Here is an 18,988-nt window from a genome sequence, read left to right on the forward strand (position 1 = left end):
CTGGCCGAAATCTGATCACGGCCAGTCCGAATAGCCCGACGAAAGCATGTCGCTGCGGGCGACTTCCGCCTTCCTGGCGAAATCGCGATAGGTGGCGGGTGAAAATCCGGTCTTTTTCTTGAAGAAATGACTGAAATAGGTGGGATCCCGAAATCCAAGACTATCCGAAATCTCCTGGACGGTCCTGGCGGAGCGTTCCAGCCTCAGCTTCGCCTCCTGGACGACGCGCTCATGCAGGAGCTGTACGGGAGAGCGCGCGAGCGCACTGCTGCAGATGGAATGCAGGCGGTCGGTGGTGACGCCGAGCTCTCGCGCATAATCGCTGATCGGCCGGTGCTGCCGGAACCAGATCTCCACCAATTGCCGGTATCGCTGCAGGGTCGAGGCGCCGCCGCCGCGGCCACGCTGCTCTGCCGCCTCACTGCCGCCAGTGCGCCACAGCGTCATGAGAATCAGCCGCAAATAGGCGGAGATGACCATCCAAGAGGCGCGAGAGGGATCGCCAAGCTCTCGCACGAAGCCCGCCACCAGCGGCTGCGTCTCTTCGACGGCATGCGGCCTCGGCTCATCCGTCAGCCAGGGCCGCTCGCTGAAAGTCCGCAGCGCATAGGATTCCGCCTGGTCGCCGATCGCGTCCACCATGATCTGTGGCGACGCGCCGATCAGGAAGCCTGCGGCACCCGCAGCCATGCGCAGCTCGCACCGTGCCTGCGGTGGCAGATAAGCAAGCGCCGGGCCTTGCAGCGATCGTTGCTCCTCCGGCTCGAACAACAAGGCAGCCGTTCCAGCCTGAAGCAGAAACAGATGGTGGAAATCGGCATAGATGCCTTTCTGGAAACGAAGCGTCCGGTGCGACAGCGATGGTTCCCGCCACTCGCCGTGTGCATGGTGATGGATGCCACCGTCGGAAACCATGAAGCTCTCCTCCTGCCGGCACCGCGATACCGTTGCCGGGAATGCCAGATAATTACAATATTAACCCAGAAAAACACATTCCTTCCCAATTGCAATGGCGTAGTCTCATCTCATGAGCCTCTGGGAGGAGGACTCCACACAACAGATGCCGATTGCGAGGCCCTATCCTGGCCACGCGTGTCTGTGCACGCCTTCTCCCGTTGATGCGTTTGAGGGAAAGACCTGCGGAGGATTGGACGATCGCGATGTTTGTGGCAAAGCTTCTGATCAATGACGAGACGGTGGATGCGTCAGATGCATCCACTTTCGAGTGCCTTGATCCGGCGACCGGCGATGTCGCGACCATCGCGCCGGCGGCCTCGATATCGGACGCAGCGCGGGCGGCCAACGCCGCGGCAGCTGCCTTTCCCGCATGGTCAGAACTGGGACCGGGTGAACGCCGCGCCATGCTCAATCGGGCGGCAGACGTTCTTCTAGCGCGATCGGCGGATTTCGTAGCGGCGATGATCGCAGAGACCGGGGCAACCGCCCTCTGGGCCAGGATCAATTGCGATCTTGCCGCCGACATATTGCGCGAGGCGGCCTCGATGACCACGCAGATCGCCGGTGAGCTCATCCCCTCAGGCATTCCCGGCAACGTCTCCATGGCGGTGCGCCAGCCCGCCGGCGTCTGCGTCGGCATCGCACCCTGGAACGCACCGATCATCCTTGGTACGCGGGCGATCGCCATGCCGCTTGCCTGCGGCAACACGGTCGTGCTCAAGGCTTCCGAACTCTGCCCGAAGACACATTGCCTGATCGGAGAGGTCATGCGCGAGGCGGGCTTTCCGCCGGGTGTGGTCAATGTCATCACCAATGCTCCTAAGGATGCCGCCACCGTCGTCGAGGCCCTGATCGCCCATCCAGCGGTGCGGCGGATCAACTTCACCGGCTCGACGCGCGTCGGGCGGATCATTGCCGAGACGTCGGCAAGGCATCTGAAGCGCTGCCTGCTCGAACTCGGCGGAAAGGCGCCCTTCATCGTGCTTGCCGATGCCGATATCGACGAGGCGGTCCGCGCCGCCGCCTTCGGCGCCTTCATGAACCAGGGCCAGATCTGCATGTCGACGGAACGCATCATCCTGCTCGAGGAGATCGCTGACGAATTCGTCGAGAAATTCAAGGCGAAGGCCGCAACGCTCGTGGCCGGAGATCCAAGTCAAGGAAACACGCCGCTCGGAACCATGATCAACGCAGAAGCGGTGCGGCGTATCAGGGCGCTCGTTGACGATGCCCTGCAGAAGGGAGCGGTCGTCGTCTGCGGTGGGCATGCGAACGGCATGCTGGTGGATGCGACCGTTGTCGATCACGTGATGCCCGCCATGCGCCTCTACAGAGAGGAAAGCTTTGGACCGCTGGCGGCGATCATCCGTGTCGACAGTGTCGAGGAGGCCATCACTATCGCCAACGACAACGAATACGGACTGTCCTCGGCAGTGTTCAGCCGCGACATCAACCAGGCGCTGGCCGTTGCCAAACGTATCGAGACCGGCATCTGCCACATCAACGAGGCGACGGTTTCCGACGAACCGCAAATGCCCTTCGGCGGGGTCAAGTCCAGCGGCTATGGCCGTTTCGGCGGCAGGGCCGCGATCGACGAATTCACCGAGCTGCGCTGGATCACGCTGGCATCCAGCACGCGTCACTATCCGATCTGAGCCGCATTACCGCACTCAACTGGCAAGGCTGAAGAAGAAGCATCGGGGCGAGAGGGCCTCGCAAAAGGGGAGGAACGACTGCATGACCAACAATCTTATCGAAACGAATATCAACGCTGCATCGCTGACGCGACGTTCGTTCATGGCGGCTACGGCTGCAGGTAGTGCAGCACTGGCTCTTGGCGGGCGGGCAGCATTTGCAGCCGACGATACGCTCAAGATCGGCTTTATCAGCCCGCGCACCGGCCCGCTCGGCGGCTTCGGCGAGACAGACGGCTATGTGCTGGAATTGGCGCGCAAGGCGCTGGCGGCCGGGCTGAAGGCGGGCGGCAAGACGTGGAAGGTGGAGATCCTCGACCGCGACACGCAGTCCGATCCATCGCGGGCCGGCCAGTTGGCAAAGGATCTGATCAACAACCAGGCGATCGACCTGATGCTTGCGGTCTCGACGCCTGAAACCATCAATCCTGTCGCCGATGCCTGCGAGGCGGCGGGCGTGCCGTGCCTGTCGACGGTCATGCCATGGGAGGCCTGGTATTTCGGGCGCGGCGCCAAGCCCGGTGCGCCATCACCGTTCAAGTGGACCTATCACTTCGGCTTCGGCGTCGGCGAATTCCTGAAAACCTATATTTCGCAATGGAACCTGATCGAGACCAACAAGAAGGTCGGTGTCATGTATCCGAACGATGCCGATGGCAATGCGATCCGCGCCAACCTGGCGCCGGCGCTTTCCAAGGCCGGCTTCACCATCGTCGATCCCGGCGCCTATGAGACTGGGACCACTGATTTTTCGTCCCAGATCGCGCTCTTCCGTCAGGAAGGCGTCGAGATCTTCAACTCCTTTCCCATCCCGCCGGATTTTGCGGCCTTCTGGCGTCAGGCGGCACAGCAGGGTCTCATCCAGCAGATCAAGATCTGCCAGGTCGCCAAGACCGGGCTGTTTCCGTCCGATATCGAGGCGCTCGGCGACCTCGGCGTAAATCTCGCCAGCGCCGCCTATTGGCATAAGGCTTTCCCCTACAAGTCGTCGCTGACGGGCGTTTCCGGACCTGAGCTTGCTGACGGCTACGAGGCGGCAAGCGGCAAGCAATGGACGCAGCAGCTTGGCGCGAGCCTGTCGCTTATCGATGCCGGGTTCGATGCGCTCAAAGCCGCCTCGGATGCGAAGAGCAAGGAGGCCGTTGCCAAAGCTCTGAGCACGCTGAAGACGACGACGATTGCCGGCAAGGTGGACTTTACCAGCGGTCCTGTCGCCAATGTCTCCCCCGGACCGATCATCGGCACGCAATGGGTCAAGGCACCGGCCGGCTCGAAATTCGCGCTCGACTATGTCGTGACCGAACACGCCACCGATCCGAACGTCCCGGTCGACGCCAAACTCATCGCTTACAATGGGTAAAGCGATCGTGCAGGGACAAGAAGGACATCGGCCGGGAGGGGAATTTCTCTCGGCCAAGGGGATCCAAAAGCACTTCGGGGCGCTTGTGGTCCTAGAAAACCTCGATTTTTCCATGGGAGACGGCGATGCCGTCGGCATCGTCGGCCCCAACGGAGCCGGCAAGACGACCTTGCTGAGCGCACTGGCCGGCGCCTTTCCGCTAAATGCCGGAACGATCACCTTTAACGGCCGCAACGTGACTGCGCTGACAGCCGCCGACCGCTGCCGCTCGGGCCTGGTCAGGACGCATCAGATTCCCAAACCCTTTAGCGGCATGACGACATTCGAGAACGTTTTCGTCGCCGCCTCGCATGGCAAGACATCGAGCCGTGACGAGGCCTATGAACGCGTTGTCGATTCCCTACGGCTCTGCGGCATGCTCGGCGTCGCCAATCGCCGCGCCGACACGCTCGGCCTGCTCGATCGCAAGCGGCTGGAGCTGGCCCGCGCGCTTGCGACCGGTCCGCGCCTGCTGCTGCTCGACGAGATCGGTGGCGGGCTGACGGATGGCGAGGCAAGCGAACTCGTCGGCACCATTCTCGAACTGCGGCGGCGCGGCATCGGCATCGTCTGGATCGAGCATATCGTGCACATCCTGTTACAGGTCGTAGAACGGCTGATCTGCATGGATGCGGGCAAGATCATCGCCGATGGCGATCCGAACGCGGTCATGAGCGATGCCGAAGTGGTGCGCGCCTATCTTGGGGGAACGCCCACATGAGCATTCTTTCCGTTCGCAATCTCGATGTCCGACATGGCCTGCTGCAGGCGGTGCGCGGCACCAGTTTCGATCTTGCCAAGGGAGAGGTGCTGGCACTCGTCGGCGCGAACGGCGCGGGCAAGACGACGCTGCTGCGTTCTATCGCCGGTGCGCATCTGCCCGATGCCGGCCAGATCCTGCTCGACGGCGAAGATGTCACGGCCGTTCCCTCGCATAAACGTATCGCCAGGGGCATTGCGCTCGTTCCAGAGGGGAGACGGCTATTCTCACAGATGACGGTCGAAGAAAATCTGTTGCTCGGCACCAGCGCCGGCCGCAAGGGTGAGTGGACGGTCGAGCGCGTCTTCGATGCCTTTCCAAACCTGAAGCCGCGGCGGCATGCTAAGACCGGCCATCTGTCGGGTGGTGAGCAGCAGGCAACGGCGATCGGGCGGGCGCTGATGAGCAATCCCGACATTCTCCTGCTCGACGAAGTCTCCCTCGGCCTGTCGCCGCTTGTCGTCGATCGCGTCTATCAGCAACTGCAAGGGCTCTTGTCTTCGGGCACGACCATCGTGCTCGTCGAACAGGATCTGGCGCGTGCCATGAGCGTCGCAACCCGTGTCATTTGCATGCTGGAGGGCAGTATCGTGCTCGACAGGCCGGCGAGTGGCGTGACGCGCGAGGAGGTGACACGGGCCTATTTCGGCCTGCATCGGGCGACAACAGAGAGGAGCGCCTCGTGAGCAACACCCTCATTCAAGGCATTTTGCTCGGCGGTTACTATGCCGTGATCGCCTGCGGCCTGTCCTTCATGTTCTCCGTCATGCGCATCATCAATCTCGCGCATGGCAGCCTTGCCGTTGCTGCCGCCTATGGGCTCTGGCTGCTGGCGGCGAAACTCGGCATTCCGCCCTTCATCGGCCTGCTGATCGTGTTACCTGTCATGGCAATCATCGGCTGGCTTCTGCAGCGCTTCGTCCTCGAGCGCAGCGCGCGCGGCGGTACGCTTTTGCCGATCCTGACGACCTTTGGCTTGTCGATTGTCATCGATAATCTGTTGTTCGAACAATTCGGGGCGGATACGCGCTCGCTTGCGCCCTTCATCGGCAATCTCTCCTATGCGTCCTGGCAACTGCCGGGTCACGTTTTCGTCGGCAAGCTTGCCGTCCTGATGATGGTGACGGCAATCGTCATCATCGGCGGACTGCAGTTCTTCTTGAGTCGTTTCGCCATCGGCCGCTCCATCCGCGCCACGGCGGAGGATGCGGATACCGCGGGCCTCGTCGGCATCGATGCACGCCGCGTCAACGCTGTCGCGACCGCGATCACAATGGTCACGGTCGGCATCGCCGGCGCGTTTCTGGCCATGCGGGCGACCTTCAATCCTTATTCGGGCGGACCGCAGCTGCTGTTTGCCTTCGAGGCAGCCGTTATCGGCGGTGCCGGTTCGCTCTGGGGAACTTTGCTCGGCGGCATCGTGCTCGGGCTGGCGCAGTCGGTCGGCGCCCAGATCCATCCGCAGGGCTTTCTGATCGGCGGCCATATCGCCTTCCTTCTCGTTCTTTTCGTGCGGCTGCACCAGTTCGGCTTCTTGAGCCTCGGTAAAATCCGCACGCGTCTTCGGAGCCCATCATGAGTACGATCGCGCCTGGAATTTCCGTCGAGCGCTGGACTGCGTCCTCGCGAATGACCCTGGCTGCAATGATGGTGGCCATCGGCCTTCTCGCCGCTGTGCCCACCATCGCCAGCGCCGGCGTCACCGATCGCATGACGGCTCTCTTCATCTACGTGATCCTGGCGGCCATGTGGAATGCGCTGGCGGGTTTCGGCGGTCTCGTCTCTGTCGGCCAGCAGGTCTTCTTCGGCCTTGGCGCCTACTTTACGATTCGTCTGGCAGATGCGGGGCTCGATCCCTTCGTCTCGCTCATCGTTGCCGCAGTCGTCACCGGCGCGATATCACTACCGCTTTCTTGGCTGATGCTGCGGCTGAAAGGAGGCGAATTTGCCATCGGCATGTGGGTGCTGGCCGAGCTTGCCCATCTGCTCGTCAATCTCGATCGGCTCATTCAGGGAGAAACCGGAACTTCGCTAATTTCCTTGAACGCCTATGACAGCGGCACAAGGCGCTTGGCGATCTATTGGCTGGCGCTGGCAGCTATGATTGCTCTTCTCGGAGCGCTCTTTGCAGTCATGCGCAGCCGCGCAGGGGCGGCCATGCAGGCAATCCGCGATAATGAGGATGCGGCAACCTCCGTGGGCGTCCGCGTCGCGGCGACGAAACGCTTACTCTTTGTTCTCGCCGCCTTCGGCATTGCTGTTGCCGGTGGCCTGTGGCTGGCAACGGCTGTCACCTTCCAGCCCAAGACCTATTTCAGCGTGCAGTGGACCGCCTACATGATTTTCATGGTGCTGGTCGGCGGCATCGGCAAGTTCGAGGGCGCGATCCTCGGCGCCATTCTCTTCTTCGTCATCGAGACTGTCTTCGGCGGAACGGGGGTCTGGTATCTGGTCGGCCTCGGCGCGACTGCTGTGCTCTTTTCCCTCTATTTGCCGCGCGGCCTCTGGGGCGAAATTGAACGGCGCTTCGATCTACAGCTCCTGCCCGTGGGCTACCGGCTGACGTTTTCTGATCTCGTCAAGGATAAACAGTAGCGGCGAGCGTTCGCTGCATTTCATGAGAAAGGTGAAATCATGCTTTTTGGCAAGACCATCCTCATTACCGGCGTTGCCTCGGGCATCGGCGCGCGTGCCGCGGAGCTTGCGGGGCAAATGGGGGCTGACGTCATCGGCATCGATGTCCGGGAACCGTCCTCGGGCATCAGTTCCTTTATCAAAGGTGATCTTTCGACCGCCGCCGGCGTCGAGGACATCGTCAAGCAACTGCCCAACCGCATCGATGCGCTGGCCAACGTCGCCGGCCTCTCGGGAAACACCGGCGTCACGGCGACACTGGCGGTCAATTTCTACGGCCTGCGTGCCCTTTCGGAAGCCGTTGCACCGCGGCTGCGCGAAGGTGGGGCGATCGTCAACGTCGCCTCGATCGCTGGCTATGGCTGGCGCGCCAATCTGGAGCGGGCCAAGAGCTTGACGACAATCGAAGGTTTTCCGGATGTGGCCTCTCTGGTCAGCGAGCACGGACTGAAGAACGAAGAGGGGTATCCGCTTTCCAAGGAACTGCTGTTGCTTTGGACGATGCGCGCAGCGCATCAGCACCTCTTCAGAGATCGTGGCATTCGCGTCAACGCCGTCAGCCCCGGTCCAGTCGAGACGCCGATCCTGAAACAATTCCGTGCCGTACTCGGCGATGCCCGCGTCGATAGCGATATCATGCGCGTCGGCCGGGCCGGCACATCGGCTGATATCGCGCCCGCCATCCTGTTCCTGTGCTCGGACGGCGCGCGCTGGATCAACGGCGCCAACCTGCCGGTTGATGGCGGGTTGGAAGCCTCCATCAATGCCGACGTGCTCGGCTTTTGAAATACCATCCTCATCAGGAGACAAGAGATGAACATTTCCCTTCTCATCAACGGCGTCGACAAGCCGGCGGCGAGCGGCCGCACCTACGACCGCCGCGATCCCTTTACGGGAGAGATCGCCAGCACGGCGCCGGCGGCAGGACCTGAGGATGTCGCCGCCGCGATCGAGGCGGCCTCCAGCGCCTTTTCCGCATGGTCGAGCACAGGCCCTGGGCAGCGCCGCACGATCCTGGCCAAGGCAGCAGACATCATGGACGCCAAGGTCAGCGAGTTTACCAAGCTGATGATGGAGGAGACGGGGGCAACGGCGCCCTGGGCGGGCTTCAACGTCATGCTCGCTGCAAATATCCTGCGTGAAGCAGCCGCCATGACGACGCAGATTGGCGGCGAGATCATCCCGTCCGACAAGCCCGGCACGCTCGCCATGGGCGTGCGTCAGGCAGCCGGCGTTTGCCTTGCTATCGCGCCCTGGAATGCGCCTGTGATCCTGGCGACACGCGCCATTGCCATGCCGATTGCCTGCGGCAATACCGTGATTCTCAAGGCTTCCGAGCAATGCCCCGGCACACAGCGGCTGATCGCGACTGCTCTGAGTGAGGCAGGCCTGCCGGCTGGCGTCATCAACGTGATTACCAATGCCCCAGAAGATGCGCCTGGCATCGTGGAAGCGCTGATCGCCCATCCAGCCATCCGCCGTGTCAATTTCACCGGTTCGACGAAGGTCGGCAAGATCATCGCGGAGCTCAGCGGCAAGCATCTGAAGCCCGCTCTTCTGGAACTCGGCGGCAAGGCGCCGCTCGTCGTACTTGAGGATGCGGATATCGACGGCGCGGTCAACGCGGCTATCTTCGGCGCCTTCATGCATCAGGGCCAGATCTGCATGTCGACTGAGCGCATCATCGTGCATCAGGCGATCGCGGACACTTTCGTCGCCAAGCTTGCGGCACGAGCGGCCGCCCTGCCTGCCGGCGATCCGCGCGGCCATGTGGTTCTCGGATCCCTGATCAGCCTGGACGCAGCCAAGAAGATGGAAGAGCTGATTGCCGATGCGCAGGCCAAGGGCGCCAAGCTGGTAGCCGGCGGCAAGCGCAGCGGCACAGTGGTCGAAGCCACATTGCTCGATTTCGTCTCGCCTGACATGCGCGTCTATTCGGAAGAATCCTTCGGTCCGGTGAAGCCGATCATCCGCGTGGCGGATGAGGACGAGGCGGTGCGTGTCGCAAACGATACGGAATATGGCCTGTCGTCCGCCGTCTTCAGCCGCGATGTGCAGCGCGCGCTTGCCGTGGCTGGCCGCATCCAGTCCGGCATTTGCCACATCAACGGCCCAACCCTGCATGACGAGGCACAAATGCCCTTCGGCGGCGTCAAGGGCAGCGGCTACGGCCGCTTTGGCGGCAAGGCGGCGATCGCCGAATTTACCGATCTTCGGTGGATCACGATCGAGGATCCCGCCCAGCACTATCCCTTCTGAGGGTCACGGCAGCGCCCACGATCGCGACACATGAGGAGTTCGTCGTCAAGACGGTCTAGGATCGTAGGAACGTGACGATTAATGAAATGGTTCAGTGCCTGGAGGACGTTCGCGCCCTTCAGGCGACGTCAATCGTTTCAGATCGGATTTATTAACGTCCAACAATCTTAAGAGGATCGAGTGCCAACTGATCTACCGCTTAAGAGGGAATTGATCTGTTAATCCCCTGGACGCAGTATCCGGTCAGGCTGTGCCCAAAGCATCGGAGGAGCGGCGATGCCAATGGATAAGTTACCGATCGACAATCTGCAAGATCGGATCGATGCGGACATTAGTGAGCGCATCAAGGAGCACCAAAAGACAATCGCGCGAATTTCAGCCGGAAGACAGGCTGCCGCGCGACTTTCCGCGAAGGCGATAGCACCGCCCTTCATCATGATGTCCGTGGGAGATTCCTGGTTCGACTATCCGCTGTTGAACAACGGTCCCGCCCTCCAACAGACCGACGTAATTTTCCAACTTCAAACCTATGGGACACATCCGGTAACGGTGTTGAACCTTGCCCACTGGGGCGATGCGTCCACCGATATGATGTCAGGGCCGAAACAAGAGAGAATGATTGCACAACTTAGGGACGGGGCCAACTGGATCGGAGGCAAGCCGCATGGCATCTTAGTGTCGGCCGGAGGAAACGACGTCGTTGGCAGATTTGGAATGTTCCTTGAATTCAACAACGGCGAGAATTCCGGTCTGAATGATGATCGATTTGCGAAGACCCTTGGCATTGTGAAGGAATCCTACCTGTCGCTCTTCGAACTTAGAGACCGATACGCTCCGGGAGTCCCGATATTCGGTCACGACTACGATTTTCCGATTCCAAGCTACGTGCATCCCTTGTGTGCCGGGCCATGGCTGAAGCCCGCTCTCGATCTCAATAACTGGTCGAAAACCGACGGAGAGCGTATAGCCAAGGATGCTCTACAGCAATTTCGAAAAATGCTCCTAAGCCTTGAGGCAGTCGAGGGGAACAATTATCACCTCATCAATACACAAGGGACACTTGCCAGAGACGAGTGGGCAAACGAACTTCATCCGGTATACCTCGGCTTCCGCAAGGTAACGAAAATCTTCTACCAAAAGCTCAAAAGCTATGCGGATTCGGGATCCAAGCTGGCCGACCGGCACGTTCGGGATTTTCGGAAAGAATTCAAACCTTACGACGTCGTAATCGCGGAAGAAGCCGCATCGATCGAGGGGGCTAGCCCCTCTAATGACATAGTCCACATCCCCGAACTGATCGACAATGGAAAATCGGCGCAGGGACTTGCAAAAGCTTGGAAAACCGCTTCGAAAGCTTTGCCGGAATTCCCGCACAACGGATGCGCCGCGCACCTAAGCGCGCTCCTGCAAGAGTCCGGGATCGACATTCAGATGACTGTCGGAGCAGGCAATCTGGCGCGACTGCTTGAAAAGCGGGGTTGGCAGCGCATTGAGATCCACTCTCAGCAAGCCGGCGACGTCGGAGTAACTTACGATCTGGATCCAGACCCTCCCGGACCCGACCATGTTTACCTAGTCGTCGAGCGGTTGGATGATGACGACATGCTGATAGCGGACAACCAGAGGCATTCGGATGAACCACACCACCGGTCAGCAACCGGGAAGCATGGCAAGACTCCAACTGAATTCTTCTTGCGCGCAACCTGAATTGTCATGCCGCTCATAGCGATTTGGATCCCATTGTTGGGTAGGTTTTGGCTCCGGCCGAAATGGTATGCTAAGCGCTCACACCGGCCGGAAATTATCCAATATTTAGCAAAAGATTATAAACCAATCACTCCGGCAGCTTTAATTAAACAAAGCGCTTGAAGAGATAAGCACCTACGGGGATCGAATCAGCTATATCGACTTTTGAGCAAAATCCTCTAATTATATCAAATACCTGTTACAATATTTGGTGCCAAGATCTACTTCACGACACCGCGCAAGACTGGCTCCGGTTCGCGCCGTAGCTATTCAACGTCGCGATAACAGACTGTTGCCCATCCCAGCAAATCACGGCCGATATATTCGATCACGGGATCCCAGTGAAGCTATGCAGCTCGTTTACGCCAGACTGCTTCGTCCGTGCCGACGAAGATCTCGTGTGATTCCGGGACAACGCCCTTGAGATGGCATGATATCTGTTGACGTCCGGTCGGTGTTCGTGACTTCCTCTGACGCGAGACACATCAGAAGGCTGCCATGTATCGCTTCTCCATCATCTTGGCCGCATGTGTATTCGCCACGTCGGTTGTTGCCGCGGACTTCAAACTGTACGAAAACGGCCGCTTCGGGTACGCGATCGACCTTCCAGCAGACTTCAAAACGGTTCAGACGCCCGACAACGGCGACGGAATTGGTCTCAACAGCGCCGACGGGACGGCGAAGCTATCGGTCTGGGGCAACTATCTGACGGAAGGCGGCTTCAGCCAGGAGAGTGACCTTCGGAAGAAGTTCGAGACCGAGGACGGATGGAAGTTCACCTACGAGAAGCGGGGTTCATCATGGGCGAGCTTTTCGGGAATCAAGGGCGACCGGATCATCTACATGCGGCAAATCGCGCTCTGCGATGACGCAATGGGGAACTTCACATTCGAGTACCCCGCAGCGCAACAAAAGCGGTTCGGGCCGCTGGTTGACAGGATGGTGAAGACGCTTGAGGCACCGAAGCACTGCGACTGAGAGCCGCGGGCTGAGTCATCACAGAGCGTGCCGCATTGCGCGCCAGAATATCGACAAGTTCGTTGTGACCAGCCCGGGAATGTCCGTTGCATCATTCCGTTACGACATGGGAGCCGTTCCAGAAGGCGGTCGAATTGCTGCCAGGATGTGAGGATTTCAATCCGATCTTACAGAAGCAAACAAAACCAACTCTTTCAATAAATTATGAGCGCGCAGCAGGTAGTCGTAAAATGCGCAAGTGGATCATTCTCAGCTGGTAATCAGCAGGCAGAGCCCTAAGCAGCACTCGAGAGATGCCTGTCCTATCCCAAAGCGCCTTGCGCTGCGCAAATTCTGTCGATCAGAGCATCGAGCTCACCCTTTGGGGGACGATTTTTGGAAAGGCGACGCTTCAAATGCATGATCGGTTCGGCGAGGATTTCTTCCAAGTTCTCGGCGCAGGTGAAGTCGCCGGCAACGCGCTTGACCTTCGAATTGTCGAAGATCGCGGTCCAGGCCTTGTCGCCGACCAAGGGGCCTATCCAATCCGGATTATACTTGATCAGCGTATCCGTCGGCACGTGGACGATTTTCGCCTCGACACCCAGCAATCTGGCGACCGCCTTCTGAATATCATCCCATATATGGGCGCGATCGGACGTGATGTGGAAGATTTCATTGAGGGCTGCCTGCTTGCCGAAAAGCCCGACGAAAGGCACTGCAAAATCGACCGAGCGCGTCAGTGTCCACGGCGTGTGGCCATCACCCGCGACAATCGTGGGCTCGCCATCCAGCATGCGTCTCGCCATGACATCGCTGTCGCCCATCATGATCGGCAGGCCGGTGCGGACGGTGTGACTGGGACGGACGATCGTCCAGGCCAGCCCCTTTGACGCCATGAGCAGCTCCTCGCAGGCGATCTTGGCCTGACTGTAGGGCCAGTAGGGATTGATCGCCGGCGTCTTCTCGGTGATCACATAATGGCACGCCGGCTTCTCGTAGACCGAAGCCGACGAGATGAAAATATACTGGCCGCAATGGCCCGCAAACACCTCGATATCGCGCGCGATCTGATCGGGCGTGAAGGCGATGAACTGGCAGACGACGTCATAATTGGCCTTGGCGAGATCAGCATAGGCAGCCGATCCGAGTTCGCCGGTGATCGAAGTCACCCCTGCGGGCAACGGGTCGCCCCTCAGACCGCGGTTGTAGACACTGACGCGATGTCCCTCGCCAACAGCACGCTCGACGCAGGGATATGAGATTTGGCCGGTACCGCCAATGAAAAGCACGTTCAAAGCCATGTGAAGGACCTCGGCGTCTAATTGGTAGGATCAATGACTACCATTCATAACGCGAAAAAGCCTTATCGTCTCCCCTTGATCGCTCTTGCGACGACCATCACCGTCAGAAAACTGGTGCGGCTTCAGATCGGCAGCGTGCGTGGGCCAGTCGGCTGGCGAAAAGGAAGCTACCAGCGCAGGCTCACTTTGCCGGCCAGGCTTCCGAACAGCCCACTCAGCAGGATGCCGAGCGTGTACCATATGGCGATGAATGGGATACCGTTTTCGACACAGGCCCAGGAATATACCCAGCCGCCGACGCCCCCGGCGCAAGCACCCGCCACGAAGCCGGCAAGCACCGGACGCGTGGGGGCGGCACGCCTGAGAAACCACATGTTGGCGCAAAAAGCCGGAATGCCGAAAGCCACGATCAGGAACGGGCAAAAGGACGCCGAGTATCCGACGATGAGACCGGGATAGGATGAAGCCGGCGACAGTGCGAGCTGAACGACCGCCAGCAGCACAACGATAGCGAACGCCACAGCCAAGACCCGACCCATGCTGCCAGTCGAACCGTCGGGTCGCGCAACCCGCTCAAGAGCGACGATCGTCGCGCTCATCAAGATGGCGGTATACAAAAACTTCACCCAGAACGCCGCGACCGTCACCTGATGCAGATGCGGGCGAAAAGGGATCGAAATGAGCAAGGCAGCAGCCGCACCGATGACGCCGACAACGATCGCAACTGCAAGCCGCATTCGCAACGCATGACGGTGAACCGGGGTGAGGTCGCTCACCAGAGCTTCGATGAACTCATCATTTTTCGTCATTGGCAAAACCCAGCTTGCGGCCAATCGCACGCATCCCGCGATGAATGCTGACACGAACCATTGCTTCAGACTGCCCGGTCTCGATCGCGGCTTCGGCGGTGGTCTTTCCGGCGATCTTCACCTGCCGCAAAAGCTCCCTCTGCTTGGCGGGCAGTTGATCGAGAAGGCGATCGACGTCGAGATGTGCAAACAGCGCCTCCTCCCGAAATTCACCTGCGATCTCGTCTTCCAACGCAATTTCAACGCCCTTCTTGCGGCCATTTGCCCGGAAATGATCAATCAGCTTGTATTTCGCGATCTGGAAGAACCATGCGGTAAACGGTCGATCCCGATCGTAGGTAATGCGCCGGCCATGCACTGCCAAAAGCACCTCCTGGACCAGATCCTCGGCATCGCGATCGGCATTGGACCCAAGCCGCCGCCGATAAAACGTCAAAAGCAGATCCCGCAGAATGACGAGCAAGCGCCTGTATGCAGCTTCATCGCCGTCAAGCGATAGAAGCATCAAACCTCTCAGGACCTGTTCCGACACTGATTTAGTCATTCACGGGCAGTCATTCGTTGATCGGCGCTACTTGTTACATCCTCATCCGAATTTTTTGTCCCCTTTCTTGCGATCACAACGGCGTGATCTCTGTAACGCATTCGCGAAGGCGTCGAATGAGGGGGCGGAATTAAGGGGCAATCCGGTGCTATCGACACGACGCCATTTACGGATTGCCCCGTTTCCAAAGCGATCACCCTACCCGCTCCAGATAGCCGGATGGGGATCATGTCGAGAAGATCGAAGATATGGAGAGCAGAATGTCGCTCACGAAGTTGAAGATCATGGGTATGACGCTGGCGCTCGGCGCGATGACCACATTATCCGCGCATGCTGCCGACAAGGCGCGCGTTCGCGGCGTCGTGGAAAGCCTCAACGGCGATACGCTGATGGTCAAATCGCGCGAAGGCAAAGATGTGACGATCAAGTTGAAGTCCGGGTGGGCCGTCAACGGCATCGTCAACGCCTCCGTGACAGACATCAAGCCCGGGGATTTCGTCGGCATCGCTTCCGTTCCGACTGACAGCGGCATCAACGGCGCGCTTGAAGTGCTGATCTTTCCGGCCGCCATGAAGGGCACCGGCGAGGGCGATTACGGTTGGGATCTGAAGCCGAAGAGCTCGATGACCAATGCGACTGTTGCCAGCGCCGTCACCTCGGTCAACGGTCCCACCCTGTCGCTCACCTACAAGGGCGGCGAGAAGAAGATCTCGATCCCGCCGGGCACACCGGTCGTCACCTTCGGCACAGCAACGAAGGACGACATCAAACCCGGCGCCGGGGTCATCATCAACGGCACGACCGCTGGAGACAACACGGTTGAATCCGACCGTGTTCTGGTCGGCATAAACGGCGTCATTCCGCCAATGTGACGCATCCATGCCGACATCATGGGTTGCCCGGTTGCCGATGGCATCCGGGCAACCTCACGGACAGCGACATCGTCGCAGCATGTAATTTCAGATGCCGCTTCCCGGCGACAGTCAGGAGAACCATCCATGGCAAGCATCGAGCAGATCGGCACCGCGCCGCCATCTCCCCCCGCCAAGATATTCATTCGCCGTCATTCGGTTCTCACGCGGATGACCCATTGGATCAACGTGCTGTGTCTGACGTTGCTGCTGATGAGCGGCATGCAGATCTTCAACGCCGACCCGCAATTGCATTGGGGCAATTACGGCGCCGTTGAAGATCCATCCTGGTTCGAGATCGCCAGCAATCAGGATGGCGACAATGTCACCGGGACGTTGCGCATTGGCCGTCTGTCGATCACCACCACCGGCATACTCGGCGCTTCCACGGCCGACGGCGAAATGATGCCCCGCGCATTCCCGGCCTGGGCGACGATACCCAGCTACCAGGATCTTGCGGCTGGCCGGCGCTGGCATTTCTTCTTTGCCTGGCTGTTCGTCATCAACGGGTTCGTCTATCTCGCCTATGGCCTGATCGGTGGTCACTTCCGCCGCGACCTGGCGCCGACGGGTGAGGAGATCGCTCCCGGCAATATCTGGCATGAAATCAAGGACCACGCCCGCCTGCGCTTTCCGAAAGGCGAAAAGGCGCGGCGCTACAATGCGTTGCAGAAGCTGACCTATCTCATCGTTATCTTCATCCTGCTGCCGCTGATGATCGGTTCGGGATTGACCATGTCACCCGCAATAGACGCTGGTTACCCCTTCCTGCTCGATATTTTCGGTGGTCGCCAATCGGCCCGCTCCATTCATTTCATCACCGCCTGGAGTTTAGTGGCCTTCGTCGTCGTTCATATCGCGATGGTCCTTCTCTCCGGTCTTTGGAACAACATGCATTCGATGGTGACCGGCCGCTATGCGATCATCAACGAGGAGGCCAATCGATGAGTTCCGTTTTCACCCGCCGCCGTTTTCTCATCGGCTCGGCCGCCAGCCTTGGCGCCGTGGGCCTGACCGGATGCGATGACATTTCTCAGAACCAACACGTGCAGAAGGTGCTCGCTCTGGCTGAGCGGCTAACCATGGGCACGCAAAGGCTCATCGTTTCTCCCCAAACGCTTGCCCGGGAATATACCGACGCGGACATTTCACCGAGCTTCCATCCGAATGGATCAACTCAACCAAACAGCGCCGAATATGTCCAGATGGTCGAAACTAAGTTCGCCGACTGGCGGCTCAAGATCGACGGCATGGTCAATAGGCCGATGGAATTTTCGTTGGCCGACCTGAAGAAGCTGCCTTCTCGCACCCAGATTACCCGCCACGACTGCGTCGAAGGCTGGAGCGCCATCGGCAAATGGCAGGGCGTTCCTCTTGGGCTGATCCTGCAGACCGCCGGCTTGAAGCCAGGGGCTCGCTATGCCGTCTTCTATTGTGCCGATGAACTGGAACAGACACTCGATGGCAGTGGCCGCTACTACGAGAGTATTGACCTGATCGACGCCTTTCATCCGCAGTCGATCCTCGCCTACTCACTCAACGGCAAGGATCTGGAAGTCGAACACGGCGCCCCCTTGCGCCTGCGGGTCGAGCGTCATCTTGGCTACAAACACGCCAAATACGTCATGCGCATCGAAATCCGCGATCGGTTTGATGATCTCTGGGGCGGCAATGGCGGGTTCTGGGAGGATCGTGGCTACGAATGGTATGCCGGCATTTGAGATGTCATGCCAGACGTCGATAATTGGGCGCGGCGACCGTAGACGATATCAGTGGCATAGGCGTACCTCAAGCACGCAATATTTAGCGTCGTTCTTGAACGGATATGAACTTCTGACCCGCTATTTTAAGACGATAGCTCTTTGAAAACATATATTGATATCAGATAACGTGTGCTCAAGGACGCCCGGCGGTGCCAAATATCTTTGGCCGCTTCTTACGAAAATCCTAGGCTGCAGATCATGAAGATATGAGCATATCTAGGCTTGTTTTATCCAAGAGCTATTTTGTGCCATATCCAAACATTCTATCGTGCCGAGGGCCAACCTCACACCGATCCGCAGTCTCTTCTTAAGGCATGAAACTAGGTTGTGAACTCATAAACGATGAACGAGTGATGCGCGCGGACGGTCATTTGGTTTCTGGGTCCCGCTGAATAGCCTCGCGGAGGTATCCCTCCGGGTTTCGTACATAGCAAGCAGCGTCTGATTGCATGATTGCTCGCACGACAGACTCGCTGTACGGCCGTAGAATAGCGCCTCCTCGCGTCGCTAAGACACATTCGAAGTCACGTGCCAGCAAGCAGATATCTCCCACTAACGGCATGCGGAGGTCGGCAACGTTCAGCCGAAACTGTACACCTTCAATTTGCGCTTCACGAACGCCGATCTGCACGTCGTCGGTTTTCTCGTCACCCCAGATTCTAAGATCAGGATACCAAGATTGCTTTTCCGGTAACAACAGGCAGACGCGTTCGAAAATCGCGCTAACGGCCGATGGGGAAAACGCTAGTTCAATACCATCGAGTTGCTCGCGGCTCATGCGCGCCGCAATCACTCCGTCTATTCTCGCGGCTGAAGACGGAAGAAGGTCACAAACAAACTGCCAAACTGCCATAAGCCGAAACTTAATTCTTTTCAGAGCCGTCGCAAGGCCACTGTTCAAGGCAACTCTATAATCTGGCGTCTAGGCTCAGGACTCGTTAACTCATAGCCAGAAGATGACGGCTGCTGCGATGCATATGGCTGAAAAGAAGGTATGGGCACACCGATCGTAACGGGTTGCGATGCGTCGCCAGTCCTTGAGTTTGGCGAAGAGATTCTCGACCTTGTGCCGTTTCTTGTATAGCCCCTTGTTGTAGGGATACGGGACCTTCCTGCTTCGGCTGGATGGAATGCAGGGTTCGATGCCCTTTGCCTGTAAGGCCTCCCGGAACGCGTTGCTGTCATAGCCTCGGTCAGCAATCAGTGTTTTGGCAGGTGGCAAGGCTTCCAGGACAAGGCGAGCACCCTTAT

19 protein-coding genes are annotated in these 18,988 nt (G+C 59.1%); 13 read left to right on the forward strand and 6 right to left on the reverse strand.

The genetic code is table 11. The features are described 5' to 3' along the window. Window positions 1–15: 15 nt before the first annotated feature. Complete coding sequence (locus GA0061100_RS32660; protein ID WP_075857017.1) at window positions 16–915, reverse strand: helix-turn-helix transcriptional regulator; 900 nt, start codon at window positions 913–915, stop codon at window positions 16–18. A gap of 245 nt (window positions 916–1,160) precedes the next feature. On the opposite strand from GA0061100_RS32660, the gene GA0061100_RS32665 reads away from it, so the two are divergent. From GA0061100_RS32665 to GA0061100_RS32710, 10 genes are all read left to right on the forward strand, one after another. Further along, on the forward strand, window positions 1,161–2,612 hold the full coding sequence (locus GA0061100_RS32665; RefSeq protein WP_075857018.1) for an aldehyde dehydrogenase: 1,452 nt from the start codon (window positions 1,161–1,163) through the stop codon (window positions 2,610–2,612). Window positions 2,613–2,694: 82 nt separating this feature from the next. Next, window positions 2,695–4,011 (forward strand): ABC transporter substrate-binding protein, encoded by a 1,317-nt coding sequence (locus tag GA0061100_RS32670; RefSeq protein ID WP_075857019.1) that lies wholly within the window; start codon window positions 2,695–2,697, stop codon window positions 4,009–4,011. Continuing rightward, window positions 4,004–4,771 carry an ABC transporter ATP-binding protein gene (locus GA0061100_RS32675; RefSeq protein WP_083961510.1) on the forward strand — a complete coding sequence of 256 codons (768 nt, stop codon included), beginning with the start codon at window positions 4,004–4,006 and terminating at the stop codon, window positions 4,769–4,771. The genes GA0061100_RS32670 and GA0061100_RS32675 overlap by 8 nt, the downstream gene beginning before the upstream one ends. Then, window positions 4,768–5,496, forward strand: a complete 729-nt coding sequence (locus GA0061100_RS32680; RefSeq protein WP_075857020.1) for an ABC transporter ATP-binding protein — start codon at window positions 4,768–4,770, stop codon at window positions 5,494–5,496. The genes GA0061100_RS32675 and GA0061100_RS32680 overlap by 4 nt, the downstream gene beginning before the upstream one ends. After that, the gene (locus tag GA0061100_RS32685; RefSeq protein WP_075857021.1) at window positions 5,493–6,389 is read left to right on the forward strand and encodes a branched-chain amino acid ABC transporter permease; all 897 of its coding nucleotides are present in this window, start codon (window positions 5,493–5,495) and stop codon (window positions 6,387–6,389) included. The genes GA0061100_RS32680 and GA0061100_RS32685 overlap by 4 nt, the downstream gene beginning before the upstream one ends. After that, window positions 6,386–7,405: a branched-chain amino acid ABC transporter permease gene (locus GA0061100_RS32690; protein WP_075857022.1), complete on the forward strand. Its 1,020-nt coding sequence runs from the start codon at window positions 6,386–6,388 to the stop codon at window positions 7,403–7,405. Before GA0061100_RS32685 ends, GA0061100_RS32690 begins: the two co-directional genes overlap by 4 nt. A gap of 39 nt (window positions 7,406–7,444) precedes the next feature. After that, complete coding sequence (locus GA0061100_RS32695; protein ID WP_075857023.1) at window positions 7,445–8,230, forward strand: coniferyl-alcohol dehydrogenase; 786 nt, start codon at window positions 7,445–7,447, stop codon at window positions 8,228–8,230. Between the two features lie 27 nt (window positions 8,231–8,257). Next, a complete protein-coding gene (locus GA0061100_RS32700; RefSeq protein ID WP_075857024.1) occupies window positions 8,258–9,703 on the forward strand; it encodes an aldehyde dehydrogenase in 1,446 nt (481 codons plus the stop codon). 282 nt (window positions 9,704–9,985) lie between these two features. Then, a complete protein-coding gene (locus GA0061100_RS35045; RefSeq protein WP_208621610.1) occupies window positions 9,986–11,410 on the forward strand; it encodes a hypothetical protein in 1,425 nt (474 codons plus the stop codon). 537 nt (window positions 11,411–11,947) lie between these two features. Continuing rightward, window positions 11,948–12,427, forward strand: coding sequence for a hypothetical protein (locus GA0061100_RS32710; protein ID WP_075857026.1), 480 nt, complete (start codon window positions 11,948–11,950; stop codon window positions 12,425–12,427). Window positions 12,428–12,729: 302 nt separating this feature from the next. Here the strand turns inward: GA0061100_RS32710 and GA0061100_RS32715 are convergent, their stop codons facing one another. From GA0061100_RS32715 to GA0061100_RS32725, 3 genes are all read right to left on the reverse strand, one after another. Beyond that, window positions 12,730–13,710: an SDR family oxidoreductase gene (locus GA0061100_RS32715; protein WP_075857027.1), complete on the reverse strand. Its 981-nt coding sequence runs from the start codon at window positions 13,708–13,710 to the stop codon at window positions 12,730–12,732. 167 nt (window positions 13,711–13,877) lie between these two features. Further along, window positions 13,878–14,519 (reverse strand): NrsF family protein, encoded by a 642-nt coding sequence (locus GA0061100_RS32720; protein WP_075857028.1) that lies wholly within the window; start codon window positions 14,517–14,519, stop codon window positions 13,878–13,880. Further along, window positions 14,506–15,063: a sigma-70 family RNA polymerase sigma factor gene (locus GA0061100_RS32725; protein WP_075857029.1), complete on the reverse strand. Its 558-nt coding sequence runs from the start codon at window positions 15,061–15,063 to the stop codon at window positions 14,506–14,508. Before GA0061100_RS32725 ends, GA0061100_RS32720 begins: the two co-directional genes overlap by 14 nt. Before the next feature lie 260 nt (window positions 15,064–15,323). Between GA0061100_RS32725 and GA0061100_RS32730 the strand changes: the two genes are divergently transcribed. The 3 genes from GA0061100_RS32730 to GA0061100_RS32740 all read left to right on the forward strand — a co-directional run bounded on the left by GA0061100_RS32730 (window position 15,324) and on the right by GA0061100_RS32740 (window position 17,695). Further along, window positions 15,324–15,935 (forward strand): hypothetical protein, encoded by a 612-nt coding sequence (locus tag GA0061100_RS32730; protein ID WP_075857030.1) that lies wholly within the window; start codon window positions 15,324–15,326, stop codon window positions 15,933–15,935. Window positions 15,936–16,061: 126 nt separating this feature from the next. Then, window positions 16,062–16,922 carry a cytochrome b/b6 domain-containing protein gene (locus GA0061100_RS32735; RefSeq protein ID WP_075857031.1) on the forward strand — a complete coding sequence of 287 codons (861 nt, stop codon included), beginning with the start codon at window positions 16,062–16,064 and terminating at the stop codon, window positions 16,920–16,922. After that, the gene (locus tag GA0061100_RS32740) at window positions 16,919–17,695 is read left to right on the forward strand and encodes a molybdopterin-dependent oxidoreductase (RefSeq protein ID WP_075857032.1); all 777 of its coding nucleotides are present in this window, start codon (window positions 16,919–16,921) and stop codon (window positions 17,693–17,695) included. The genes GA0061100_RS32735 and GA0061100_RS32740 overlap by 4 nt, the downstream gene beginning before the upstream one ends. 409 nt (window positions 17,696–18,104) lie before the next feature. Here the strand turns inward: GA0061100_RS32740 and GA0061100_RS32745 are convergent, their stop codons facing one another. Continuing rightward, on the reverse strand, window positions 18,105–18,638 hold the full coding sequence (locus GA0061100_RS32745; RefSeq protein WP_143525604.1) for a hypothetical protein: 534 nt from the start codon (window positions 18,636–18,638) through the stop codon (window positions 18,105–18,107). 42 nt (window positions 18,639–18,680) lie between these two features. Further along, window positions 18,681–18,988, reverse strand: a 308-nt coding sequence (locus GA0061100_RS32750; protein ID WP_075857034.1) for an IS5/IS1182 family transposase, incomplete at its 5' end; no start/stop codon positions are given.

Source organism: Martinezella hainanensis, from assembly GCF_900094555.1.
GTDB lineage: Bacteria > Pseudomonadota > Alphaproteobacteria > Rhizobiales > Rhizobiaceae > Rhizobium > Rhizobium hainanense.

Excerpts from the sequence above, each read along its gene's own strand:
- GA0061100_RS32730 (WP_075857030.1), top strand. The coding sequence starts at position 15,324 with ATGTCGCTCACGAAGTTGAAGATCATGGGTATGACGCTGGCGCTCGGC.
- GA0061100_RS32735 (WP_075857031.1), top strand. The coding sequence starts at position 16,062 with ATGGCAAGCATCGAGCAGATCGGCACCGCGCCGCCATCTCCCCCCGCC.
- GA0061100_RS32715 (WP_075857027.1), bottom strand. The coding sequence starts at position 13,710 with ATGGCTTTGAACGTGCTTTTCATTGGCGGTACCGGCCAAATCTCATAT.
- GA0061100_RS32740 (WP_075857032.1), top strand. The coding sequence starts at position 16,919 with ATGAGTTCCGTTTTCACCCGCCGCCGTTTTCTCATCGGCTCGGCCGCC.
- GA0061100_RS32710 (WP_075857026.1), top strand. The coding sequence starts at position 11,948 with ATGTATCGCTTCTCCATCATCTTGGCCGCATGTGTATTCGCCACGTCG.
- GA0061100_RS32725 (WP_075857029.1), bottom strand. The coding sequence starts at position 15,063 with ATGACTAAATCAGTGTCGGAACAGGTCCTGAGAGGTTTGATGCTTCTA.
- GA0061100_RS32720 (WP_075857028.1), bottom strand. The coding sequence starts at position 14,519 with ATGACGAAAAATGATGAGTTCATCGAAGCTCTGGTGAGCGACCTCACC.
- GA0061100_RS32700 (WP_075857024.1), top strand. The coding sequence starts at position 8,258 with ATGAACATTTCCCTTCTCATCAACGGCGTCGACAAGCCGGCGGCGAGC.
- GA0061100_RS32670 (WP_075857019.1), top strand. The coding sequence starts at position 2,695 with ATGACCAACAATCTTATCGAAACGAATATCAACGCTGCATCGCTGACG.
- GA0061100_RS32680 (WP_075857020.1), top strand. The coding sequence starts at position 4,768 with ATGAGCATTCTTTCCGTTCGCAATCTCGATGTCCGACATGGCCTGCTG.
- GA0061100_RS32690 (WP_075857022.1), top strand. The coding sequence starts at position 6,386 with ATGAGTACGATCGCGCCTGGAATTTCCGTCGAGCGCTGGACTGCGTCC.
- GA0061100_RS32675 (WP_083961510.1), top strand. The coding sequence starts at position 4,004 with ATGGGTAAAGCGATCGTGCAGGGACAAGAAGGACATCGGCCGGGAGGG.
- GA0061100_RS32695 (WP_075857023.1), top strand. The coding sequence starts at position 7,445 with ATGCTTTTTGGCAAGACCATCCTCATTACCGGCGTTGCCTCGGGCATC.
- GA0061100_RS32665 (WP_075857018.1), top strand. The coding sequence starts at position 1,161 with ATGTTTGTGGCAAAGCTTCTGATCAATGACGAGACGGTGGATGCGTCA.
- GA0061100_RS32660 (WP_075857017.1), bottom strand. The coding sequence starts at position 915 with ATGGTTTCCGACGGTGGCATCCATCACCATGCACACGGCGAGTGGCGG.
- GA0061100_RS35045 (WP_208621610.1), top strand. The coding sequence starts at position 9,986 with ATGGATAAGTTACCGATCGACAATCTGCAAGATCGGATCGATGCGGAC.